Source organism: Nonomuraea zeae, assembly GCF_005889725.1.
In the GTDB taxonomy this organism is placed as follows: Bacteria; Actinomycetota; Actinomycetes; order Streptosporangiales; family Streptosporangiaceae; genus Nonomuraea; species Nonomuraea zeae.
In genome coordinates, this window is sequence record NZ_VCKX01000392.1 from 1 (window position 1) to 9,910 (window position 9,910).

The following is a 9,910-nucleotide window of genomic DNA, read 5'->3' on the forward strand; positions in this document are numbered from 1 at the left end:
TTGTCTTAGGGTCTCGTGGGCTCGGAGATGTGTATAAGGGACAGCGGCTGTTCAACGACATCCTCGCGGGGCAGATCTCCTGGCTTCTGCCGTTCTGCGTGATCGCGCTGGCGTTCGCCGCGTTCATGCGCGTCGCCCACATGCGGCGGGGGTTCATGAGGCTGCGGCTGGTGTCCGCGCCGGACGACGGGCCCTCGGGGGCGGCCTGGCTGGTCTGGGGCGGCTGGCTGGCCGTTCACTACGTGGTGTTCAGCTTCTCCAGCGGCACCTTCCACCCGTACTACACGACCGCCATGGCTCCTGCCGTGGCCGCGCTGTGCGGGATGGGCGCTGTGGTGATGTGGCAGGCGTACCGGCGGTCGCGGGTGTGGGCCTGGGTGCTGCCGCTGGCGGTGGCGGTCACGGGTGTGTGGTCGTTCGTGGTGCTCCGCCGTACGCCCGACTGGGCGCCGTGGCTGGCCTGGGTCGTGCTCGGGGCGACCCTGGTGGCCGTGGTGGTGCTCGTCGTGGCCAGGGTGCGGGCACAGGTGACGGCACGGATCGCGGCGCTCGCACTGGCCGCCACGGTGGTCGCCGGGCTGGCCGGGCCGGCGGCGTACGCGGTGACGCCGCTGCAGTCACAGGTCAACGGTACGAACCCGACGGCGGGGCCGTCGAGCGGCGGGATGGGCGGATTCGGGCGGCCGGGCGGCATGCCCGGCGGCGGCCAGTTCCCGGGCGGCGGCCCCGGCCAGCCGGGCACCGGCAACCGCCAGAACGCGGAACCCGGCACTGCGGACTCCGGTGTTACGGGTCGTGGTGGGCGGTCCGGTTTCATGGGCCGCGGAGGACCGGGCGGCGGCGTCAGTGACGCGATGACCAAATACCTGGTGGCCAACCAGGGCAAGGCCACGTGGCTGGTGGCGGTGAACAGCGCCCAGCAGGCGTCCGGCCTCATCCTGTCCACCGGCAAGCCCGTGATCGCGATGGGCGGCTTCACCGGCAGCGACCCCGCGATGACCGTGGAGCGGCTGCAGTCGCTGGTCTCCTCGGGGCAGTTGCGGTACGTCATGGCCGGAAGCGAAGGCGGCGGGCCCGGCCGGGGGAACACGGAGGTGACGACCTGGGTGCAGGCGAACTGCACGGCGGTGGACGGTCAGGACGGTTTGTACGACTGTGCCACGTGATGGGAGAGGGGCGCCGCAAATGGCGCCCCGCCCATTGCCCTATGGGGCGGAGTATTTTGTCTGGTATAGAAAAATCTCTGGTTTGAAATAGGGCGATTGGTCCGGATTTATATCGCCAATCTGCCCTCTGACCTGCCGATTCTCATCTTGTTTTTGTTGGGGGCGCGCTACTCGAAGGCGTATTCTCTTGGTCAAGAAGCGGGACCGGAGATCGCTACCATCCCCGGTCCCTTACCCCCCAAGGTAAGGGAGATCATCATGGGCTTCAAGGAGATCTGCTGCACGCTCGGCACCGAGTTGGACAACGAGGTCATCCGGATCCGGGCAGATCAGACCGAGCTGGGGCAGCAGCTGACCGAGCGGATCAACGGCGTGGCCAACCAGGTCAAGGCCCTTGACGGGAAGGTCACCCTGCTCGACACCAGGGTCGGCCGACTGGAGACCAAGGTCGACTCACTGGAGACGAAGGTCGACTCACTGGAGACGAAGGTCGACCGGCTCGACACGCGGCTCACCGCGGTGGAGACCAAGGTCGACGCGCTGGAGACCAAGGTGGACGCCCTCGATGTCAAGTTCACCGGCAAGTTCGATGCGTTGCAGAGCAACCAGAGCGAGATGATGCAGATCCTCATCGCCATCCAGCGCAAGCTCGACGTCAACTAGACCAGACCCCCATCCGAAGGGCGGGCCCGCGCACTACGCGGGCCTGCCCTTCGGATGCCCGGCCCGAGCGGGTGGGCCTCTTGACAACGATGTCAGGGGGATTCTTGATGGTCGTATGGCCGTACCGCTGATCGACGCCCGCGGGATCGTGAAGAGCTACGGCCAGGTAGAGGCGCTGCGCGGCGCGGACTTCAGCCTGCGGGCCGGTGAAGTGGTCGCGCTGATCGGCGACAACGGGGCGGGCAAGTCCACGCTGGCGAAAATCCTGTCCGGGGTCGAGCGGCCCGACAGCGGGACGATCGAGCTCGACGGTGCGGCCGTCGCGTTCGGGGCTGTGGAGGAGGCGAGACGGGCCGGGATCGAGACCGTTTACCAGGATCTCGCGCTCTGCGCCGATCTCAGCCCCGCCGCCAACTTCTTCCTCGGCAGGGAGCGACTCAAGCCCGGCCTGCTCGGGCTGCTCGGCGTGCTGGACAACACGACCATGCGCAAGGAGACCCGGCAGGCGTGCGAGCGGCTCGGCGTGCGGCTGGCGTCCCAGAGCGCGCCGGTCTCCACGTTGTCCGGCGGGCAGCGGCAGGGGGTCGCGGTGGCCAGGGCCGTGACCTGGGCGCGGCGCGTGGTGTTCATGGACGAGCCGACCGCGGCGCTCGGCGTGGTGCAGACGCGGCGGGTGCTCGATCTCATCAGGACGGTCCGCGACTCCGGCGTGTCCGTGGTGCTCATCAGCCACAACATGCAGGACGTCATGGCGGTGTCGGATCGGGTCGAGGTGCTGCGGCTGGGTCGCAGGGTCGCGCGGTTCGAGACGGCGCGGGCATCGATGGAGGAGCTCGTCGGCGCCATGACGGGGGCGCTGGAGCAGCAGCTTGAGAGCGAGCCGCGGCAGGAGCGCGACGCATGAGGGAGCTGGGACGGCTGCAGGTCGTCTGGATCGGGCTCGTGCTGGCGGGGCTGCTGGTGGCGTTCGCGGTGCTGGCGCCGCGCTCGTTCCCCACTTCGTTCAACCTGCTCAACCTGGTGAGCGACGCCGCCATCCTGCTGCTGCTGGCCACCGGCATGACGTTCGTGATCATCACGGCGGGCATCGACCTGTCGGTGGGCGGGGTGCTGGTGTTCTCGGCCGTGGTTGCGGCCAAGGTCATCGAGGGTACGGGCTCGCTCGTGCTGGGGGCGGTGGGCGCTCTCGTCACCGGGCTGGCGTGGGGGGTGGTGAACGGGGTGCTGGTCGCGCTGGGACGGATCCCGGCGCTGATCGTGACGCTGGGGACCCTCGGCATGTCCCTGGGCGGGGCGTTGCTGCTCACCGGGGGCGTCGATCTGCGGGCGCCGGCGGAGCTGAACCTGGGCCTGGGGCTGGACAGATGGCTCGGCGTGCCGCAGATCGTATGGATCTGTGCCGCCATCACCGCCGTGCTCGCCCTCGCGCTCGCCCGCACCCGTTTCGGTCGCCACACGTACGCGATCGGCTCCAATGCCGAGGCGGCCAGGCGCGGCGGCGTGGCCGTGCGCAGACATCTGATCAAGGTGTACGGCCTGGCCGGGCTGCTGGCCGGGCTGGCCGGTCACCTGTCGCTGGCCAAGTACGGGATCACCGGCGTGTCCGCGCACTCCACCGACAACCTCCAGGCGATCGCGGCCGTAGTGATCGGCGGGACGTCGTTGTTCGGCGGGGCGGGCACGGTGGCCGGCACGGTCATCGGCGTGTTCATCCCCGTCGTGCTGCAGAACGGCTTCCAGATCCTCGGCGTGCGGCCGTTCTGGCAGCAGGTGGTGGTGGGCGCGGTGCTCGTCGCCGCCGTCTACGTCGACCAGTGGCGGCGCAGGGCCCGTGACCGGTAGCGCGAGCAGGAGAAGGAGGCACCACCATGCGTAAGGTCATGGCCGCTCTCGGAGCGGCGCTGCTGACGGTCACCGCGTGCGGCGGGCAGGGCGGGGAGGCCGGCGGCGACGGCCAGATCCGGATCACGCTCGTGCAGGGCCTGGCCGGTGAGGAGTTCTACGAGACCATGGCCTGCGGAGCGCGGGCCAAGGCCAAGGAACTGGGCGTGACGCTCGACGTGCAGGGGCCGCAGAAGTTCGACCCGACGCTGCAGACCCCGATCGTCAACTCGGTCGTGGCGAGCAAGCCCAGCGCCATGCTCATCGCCCCGACCGACGTCAAAGCCATGATCGCGCCGCTGACCCAGGCGAAGCAGCAGGACATCAAGATCATTCTGGTGGACACGGTGGTCGAGGACCAGAGCATCGGCCTGTCCAGGATCAGCACCGACAACCTCAAGGGCGGCGCCGCGGCCGCCAAGGCGCTGTCGGAGCAGGTCGGCGGGAAGGGCAAGGTGCTGGTCATCTCCACCGACCCGGGCGTCAGCACCGTGGACGCGCGGATCAAGGGCTTCGAGGAGGAGGTCAAGGCGAACCATCGGGGGATCGCCTACCTGGGCGTTCAGTACTCGCACAACGACGTCACCGAGGCGTCGAAGATCGTCAATGCGGCGCTGGCCAAGGACTCCGACCTGGCCGGGGTGTTCGCCACGAACCTCAACTCGGCCACGGGGGCCGGGTCGGCGCTCCAGCAGGCGGGCAAGCTGGGCCAGGTCAAGATGGTCGGGTTCGACGCGGGGCCCGCACAGGTCAAGCAGCTCAAGGACGGCGTCGTACAGGCGCTGATCGCGCAGTTGCCCGGGGACATCGGTGCCAAGGGGGTCGAGCAGGCCGTCGCGGCCGTCAGGGGTCAGCAAGTCACGCCGTCGATCCCGACGGACGCCACCATCGTCACGGCGCAGAACGTGGATCAGCCAGAGGTGCAGAAGGTCCTCTACAAGGCCGGGTGCTGAGGCCCGGACGAGTTCCGTTTGAGTTCGGTCCGGGTCCGGTTGTTGAGGCCCGCACCCGCGCGGATGGGTCCGGTTGTTGAGGCCCGCACCCGCGCGGATGGGTCTGGTTGCTGAGGCCCGCACAAGCCCGTTCGAGTCCGGTTGCTGAGGCCCGCACAAGGCCGGATGAGTTCGGTGCTAAGGCCTGCACAAGGTCGGTCCGAGTCGCGGACGGGGCCGGACGCGTACTCGGCGGCTCGTCAGCCCGGCCTGGGTAGCTTCTCGTCGTCCGGAGGGTGGAATCCGATCATGCGTGCCGCACTGCCGGCCGGGGCGCTCCTGCCGGCCCTGGACGCCGCGGCGTAGTCGGCTAGGCCGGGAGGGCGGCCAGGAGGAAGGCGAGGCGGGCGGCGGCGGACTCGATGTCGTCCGCGGTGCCCAGGCGATAACCCCACGAGGTGATGTAGGCCCCCTCGTCGGAGCAGGTCACCGTCTCGATGAGGGTGGCCGAGAATCGGTTACGGACCGACACGTACGCCGGGTCGCTCGACAGAGCCAAGCTCTGGACCGACAGGTCAGCGTGACGACCCGCGTGCCAGGCGAACCTTTCGAGGCAGAGCGCGGTATCGAGCATCATGCGTCACCTCCGCAACGTCTCGCGACAGAATTGCACGATCTTGGGGTGGGAGGCAAGCAATTGCTGCGGTTAATGTGAGTTTTGTTTGCGAAATTGGTTAAGAATGCCGATGATGACCTCCCGTCCGGTTTCATCAAATTCTGCGGCTTTTGCGTAGTCGTCGAAGGCCCGGACGTAGAAGGCGATGTCATCGGGATCGCGGAGGGTCAGGTCTTTTGTCATGGTGGCGACGGCGACCATGGCCTCGTTGTAGATCCAGAAGCCGTTGATGGGATTGGACGGCAGCTCGGTGCCGAACGGGATGACGCCGAAGTCCACGTTCGGCAGCGTGCTGACCGCGAGCAGGCGGTCGAACTGGCCGCGCATCACCTCCGGTGGCGCCAGGCAGGTGCGCAGCGCCGCCTCCGTCACCACGAACCTGAACGTCCGCGTCCGGTCGTAGAGGATCTCCTGGCGCTGCATGCGTACCCGTACCGCCGCGTCGATCTGGTCGGCCGCGCTGTAGAGCCGCTTGACCTTGCGGAACACGTGTCTGGCGTATTCGGAGGTCTGCAGCAGGCCCGCGATGATCCCCGGCTCGAAGACCCTGAACAGCTTCGTCCTGGACTCCAGGTCGCGGACGTCCTCCTGGATGGCGGCCAGGCCGCTGCGGTGGCGCTGCTTCCAGTCGTCGTGCCGCTCCAGCAGTGCGATGGCCTGCCGGAGCAGCCCGTCGGTCGTGTCGGGCGAGGCGCGTACGGCCTGCGCCCACACGACCACGTCATCCTCGGTGGCCGTCTGGCGGGCGTTCTCCAGGCGGGAGACCTTGGACGGCTGCCAGCGCAACCGCTCCGCCAGCTCCTTGCCCGACAGATGGGCTCCCTCGCGCAGCTGACGTAACTGGCTGCCGAGGTCGATGCGCGCCTGCTGAAACGACGTCACGCCGCAAGAGGCTAGCCCTGCCCGTACCGATCAAGCCAGTGGCAGTCGCAATTGTGATCAACCGGTTGCCGACGGTGTTCCTCCGCTGCCAGAGAAAACGGTTGTCGAGTCATTGAACAGGACGCGGCGGGCGATTTCGGTGAGGAGCTCGCGGGGCACTTCGACGGCGCCTTCGCCGTCGAGAACGTCGCGGAGGTCCGCGAGTGCCTCCGCGTCGGTGACCTGGAGTCCTTGCACGACAATCGTGCCACGGTCGGTCTCGTACAGAGTGGGACAGGCGCCCGCCTCCGAGGTGGAGCCAAGGAACCGCATTCGCATGACGATCCTTCCCCGATACAGATGCAATTGCGCGCAATTGTACGGCTCACGGGGAACCATGTGATCGTTTGTCCAGAAATCGTGATATTAGGTCAGTCCAGGGCGCCTCCCATGAACTCCCGAGCCCGCTCGAACAGCCCCAAAGTCGTCGCGTGCAGCAAATCCCCGATCTCCTTGGGCGCCTTGCCGGCGAACGCCCGCGCGTGACTGCCCTCCAGCACGATGCCGAGCTTGAAGCAGGCCATGACCGCGTACCAGCCGATGGCCGACAGATCGCGGTCGGACAGGGCCGCGTAGTAGGCGATGATCTCCCGTGGCTGCGGCAGCCCCGGCACGTGGCCGTTGTTGCTGGGCCAGGTGGCCAGCAGCCACCCGAGGTCCACCAGCGGGTCGCCGATCGTGCACATCTCCCAGTCGACGATCGCGGCCACGCGCGGCCCGTCGCAGGCGAACATCAGGTTCGCGAAGTGGTAGTCGCCGTGCATGACGCCCGGTGTGAACGAGCGGGGCAGATTGCGGGTGAGCCAGTCGGCCGTCTCCGGCAATCCGGGAATGTCGGGGCCCGGGTAACCGTCGAGCTCCCCGTACGAGTCGAGCTCCTTGAGCCAGCGCGGCACCTGCCGCTCCAGGAACCCCTCCGGCCGGCCGAACCCCGGCAGCACCCCCGGATCGACCCGCCCCAGCTCGGCCAGCGCGGCGGCGGCCTCCAGCCCCATCCGGTGCCTGATCGCCGGATCGGAGGCGTGCGGCTCGGGCAGCCCGGTCGAGGGGTTGAAGCCCTCGACCGGCTCCATCAGGTAGAACACCGGCTCCTGCGTGGTCTGCGCGGCCACCAGCCTGGGCGCGGCCACGGGCGTGTCCCGCAGCGCGGCCAGCACCCTGGCCTCGCGCCGCAGCACCTCGTTGCTCTTGCGCCGGGCGTGCAGGGGCGGGCGGCGCAGGATGTACGGGCGCCCGCCGCGCTCGAAGCGGACCATGACGTTCTGCGTGCCGCCGGGCACCGGCGCGATGCCGGTGATCGGGCCGCCGGGCAGCCCTTCGGCGTCCATCCACGCGCCGAGCGCGTCGAAGTCGATGACGCTGACGTCGATGTGGGTGGAGGTCATGACCGCCCTTCGACAGAACGATATTCTAGTGGCGACCCTATGAGAGCGCCGTCCGGACGGTCAACCCAGGGCCTGCATGAACGGCAGGAACTGGCAGGCCCGGTCGCCTGGCAGGTCGCCGCCGCGCACCATCTTCGAGACCCGCCACGGGGAGCCGATGCCGTGCTCGCCCGCCCATCTGACCAGGTCGTCCATGGCCAGGTCGAAGTCCATCCGCACCTCGCCGCCCGCGTCCAGCGCCAGATCGCCGATCAGGGCCCGCGCGGTCGCCTCGTCCCGCGCCACGACCGGGCCGATGACCGTGTTGTCGTCGTTGCGCCAGCAGTGGCCGAAGCCGCCCTCGGCGATCCGCACCTGCTCGCCGAACGCGAACATCCGCCGCAGCACCGCCGACCTGTCCGTGCCGAACAGCTCGGCGTCGAGATCGAGGATCCATCCGAGGTCGGCCTCCGTGGCGGGGCGCGTCCGGCCCGACGGCTCGCCCTCGAAGACGCCGGTGTGCTTGGCCGCCGTGCCGACGACGCGGAAGCCGAGCTGCTCGTAGAGCGGGCGGCCGTTGTCGGTCGCGTAGAGCGAGACGGTACGGTCGCCGGCCTGCTCCAGCACGTGCTCCATGAGCGCGCGGGCCAGGCCGCGCCTGGCGTACCTGGACGCCGTGAGGACCATGCTGATCACCGCGTGGTCGTCGCCGTAGCGGGTCAGGATGTTCGTCGCGGCCAGGCCGTCGCCGTCGGGGGCGTCGATGCCGTACGCCTCTCCGACCTCGAACAACAGGCGCCACTTGTGCCGTTCGGGCAGCCAGTCGCGGTCCTTGGCCAGGCGGGCGCAGTCGTCGAGGTCGCTGGTGGTCAGGCGGCGGAAGGTCATGGTGGACATTCTTCCTGAAGGTGGTGGTTGGGAGAGGATGGAGGGATGGAATGCGTTGTGGCGGTGGATGTTGGCGGAACCACCATGAAAGGGGGACTTGTCGCCCGGGATGGGACAATTCTCCATTTTGAGCGCCGGGTCACACCTCGGGCCGAAGGGGCCGATCGGGTGATCGCCGCCATCTCCGCCTTCGTCGCCGACCTCGCCCGTCCCCGCACCATCGCGCACCCCGCCACCATCGCGCACCCCGCCACGGACGTGCACCCGGCCACGGCGGTGAGGCCGGGTATCGAGGTGCGGCCGGTCGCGGTGGGGCTGGCTGTGCCGGGGCTGGTGACCGCGACGCACGCCGTCTTCTCTGCGGCGTTCGGGTGGCGGGACGTGCCCGCGTCGGCGTTCACGGACGTGGATCTGCCGGTGGCACTGGGGCACGACGTCCGCTCGGCGGGAGAGGCGGAGCTCGCCTACGGGGCGGGCGGGGAGAACGTCCTGTTCCTGCCCATCGGCACGGGCATCGCGGGCGCGGTCGTGCTGTCGGGATCCCTGTACGGGGGTGCGGGCGGCTGGGCCGGGCAGATCGGGCACATCCCCGTCTGGCCGGACGGCCTCGCGTGCGGGTGCGGCCAGCAGGGCTGCCTGGCGGCGTACGCGTCCGGCTCGGCGGTCGCGACCCGGGGCGGCGCGGACACGGCGGAGGAGGTCGTGCGACGGGCCGCAGCGGGGGAGCCGCGGGCGGCGGAGGTATGGGGCGAGGCGGTCGAGGCGCTCGCGCTCGCCCTGGCCACGTACACGCTGCTGCTGGACCCCACGCGGATCGTCATCGGCGGCGGGGTCGCGCAGGCGGGCGACGCGCTGCTTGTCCCGCTGCGGGCGCGGCTGGCGGCGCGGCTGGCGTTCCGGCAGCCGCCGGAGGTGCTGGCCTCGTCGCTCGGCGTCCGGGCGGGGCTCATGGGGGCCGCGCTGCTGGGGACACGGCTGCTGGACGGCCCGGCGGCCGGGTCAGCCGTACAGGTCGGCGGGCAGGTCCACGAGGCACGCCCGTAGCTCCTCGCCCAGGGCCTTGGCCTGCGGGTCCAGGCGAGGGCTCGCCGCCACGCCCCGGCCGAGGAGCCCGTGGACGACGAAGTTGAGCGCCTTGAGGTTGGGCAGTTCGTAGCGGTCGATGTGATGGTCTGCCAGGTCCGGGAGGAGCTCCTTCAGGGTGTCGGCGGTCAGGTGGGCGGCCAGCCAGTCGTAGCGGGCCGCCGTGGTGGTCCACACACCCAGGTTCGCGTTGCCGCCCTTGTCGCCCGACCGGGCCCCGGCGATCCGGCCCAGAGGCACCCGCACGGTCGGCCGGTCGTCGGAGGTGCCCGAGGCAGTCTGGACTGTGCGCGCGTCTGGAGATGTGTCCGAAGCGGCCCGGATGGGGGCGGGTGG

Annotated in this window: 12 protein-coding genes; 6 read left to right on the forward strand and 6 right to left on the reverse strand. The window is 69.6% G+C overall.

Going from position 1 to position 9,910, the window contains the following annotated elements; genetic code table 11:
• Positions 1-29 precede the first annotated feature (29 nt).
• From ETD85_RS56010 to ETD85_RS56030, 5 genes are all read left to right on the forward strand, one after another.
• On the forward strand, positions 30-1,166 hold the full coding sequence (locus tag ETD85_RS56010) for a mannosyltransferase YkcB-related protein (RefSeq protein WP_138698001.1): 1,137 nt from the start codon (positions 30-32) through the stop codon (positions 1,164-1,166).
• Positions 1,167-1,424: 258 nt separating this feature from the next.
• Entirely contained in the window at positions 1,425-1,829 is a 405-nt protein-coding gene (locus tag ETD85_RS56015) for a hypothetical protein (RefSeq protein WP_138698002.1), read from the forward strand.
• Positions 1,830-1,944: 115 nt separating this feature from the next.
• Positions 1,945-2,733, forward strand: coding sequence for an ATP-binding cassette domain-containing protein (locus tag ETD85_RS56020; protein WP_138698003.1), 789 nt, complete (start codon positions 1,945-1,947; stop codon positions 2,731-2,733).
• Positions 2,730-3,671, forward strand: coding sequence for an ABC transporter permease (locus ETD85_RS56025; protein ID WP_138698004.1), 942 nt, complete (start codon positions 2,730-2,732; stop codon positions 3,669-3,671). Before ETD85_RS56020 ends, ETD85_RS56025 begins: the two co-directional genes overlap by 4 nt.
• A gap of 26 nt (positions 3,672-3,697) precedes the next feature.
• Positions 3,698-4,663: an ABC transporter substrate-binding protein gene (locus ETD85_RS56030; RefSeq protein WP_138698005.1), complete on the forward strand. Its 966-nt coding sequence runs from the start codon at positions 3,698-3,700 to the stop codon at positions 4,661-4,663.
• Between the two features lie 349 nt (positions 4,664-5,012).
• Here the strand turns inward: ETD85_RS56030 and ETD85_RS56035 are convergent, their stop codons facing one another.
• From ETD85_RS56035 to ETD85_RS56055, 5 genes are all read right to left on the reverse strand, one after another.
• On the reverse strand, positions 5,013-5,279 hold the full coding sequence (locus ETD85_RS56035; protein ID WP_138698006.1) for a hypothetical protein: 267 nt from the start codon (positions 5,277-5,279) through the stop codon (positions 5,013-5,015).
• A gap of 69 nt (positions 5,280-5,348) precedes the next feature.
• Positions 5,349-6,200, reverse strand: a complete 852-nt coding sequence (locus ETD85_RS56040; protein WP_138698007.1) for a helix-turn-helix domain-containing protein — start codon at positions 6,198-6,200, stop codon at positions 5,349-5,351.
• Positions 6,201-6,257: 57 nt separating this feature from the next.
• Positions 6,258-6,518 (reverse strand): hypothetical protein, encoded by a 261-nt coding sequence (locus tag ETD85_RS56045; RefSeq protein WP_138698008.1) that lies wholly within the window; start codon positions 6,516-6,518, stop codon positions 6,258-6,260.
• 92 nt (positions 6,519-6,610) lie between these two features.
• Entirely contained in the window at positions 6,611-7,624 is a 1,014-nt protein-coding gene (locus ETD85_RS56050) for a phosphotransferase family protein (RefSeq protein ID WP_138698009.1), read from the reverse strand.
• Positions 7,625-7,684: 60 nt separating this feature from the next.
• Entirely contained in the window at positions 7,685-8,500 is an 816-nt protein-coding gene (locus ETD85_RS56055; protein WP_206059511.1) for a GNAT family N-acetyltransferase, read from the reverse strand.
• 159 nt (positions 8,501-8,659) lie between these two features.
• Here ETD85_RS56055 and ETD85_RS56060 point away from each other — a divergent pair, with 159 nt between their 5' ends.
• A complete protein-coding gene (locus ETD85_RS56060) occupies positions 8,660-9,535 on the forward strand; it encodes an ROK family protein (RefSeq protein WP_240780055.1) in 876 nt (291 codons plus the stop codon).
• On the opposite strand, the gene ETD85_RS56065 is transcribed toward ETD85_RS56060, so the two are convergent.
• Positions 9,491-9,910 (reverse strand): AtuA-related protein (locus ETD85_RS56065; RefSeq protein ID WP_420847350.1); only part of this gene is annotated, 420 nt, incomplete at its 5' end. The genes ETD85_RS56060 and ETD85_RS56065 overlap by 45 nt on opposite strands.

Coding starts and splice junctions, on each gene's coding strand:
- ETD85_RS56055 (WP_206059511.1), bottom strand. CDS start 8,500: ATGTCCACCATGACCTTCCGCCGCCTGACCACCAGCGACCTCGACGAC.
- ETD85_RS56045 (WP_138698008.1), bottom strand. CDS start 6,518: ATGCGAATGCGGTTCCTTGGCTCCACCTCGGAGGCGGGCGCCTGTCCC.
- ETD85_RS56050 (WP_138698009.1), bottom strand. CDS start 7,624: ATGACCTCCACCCACATCGACGTCAGCGTCATCGACTTCGACGCGCTC.
- ETD85_RS56020 (WP_138698003.1), top strand. CDS start 1,945: ATGGCCGTACCGCTGATCGACGCCCGCGGGATCGTGAAGAGCTACGGC.
- ETD85_RS56015 (WP_138698002.1), top strand. CDS start 1,425: ATGGGCTTCAAGGAGATCTGCTGCACGCTCGGCACCGAGTTGGACAAC.
- ETD85_RS56025 (WP_138698004.1), top strand. CDS start 2,730: ATGAGGGAGCTGGGACGGCTGCAGGTCGTCTGGATCGGGCTCGTGCTG.
- ETD85_RS56035 (WP_138698006.1), bottom strand. CDS start 5,279: ATGATGCTCGATACCGCGCTCTGCCTCGAAAGGTTCGCCTGGCACGCG.
- ETD85_RS56030 (WP_138698005.1), top strand. CDS start 3,698: ATGCGTAAGGTCATGGCCGCTCTCGGAGCGGCGCTGCTGACGGTCACC.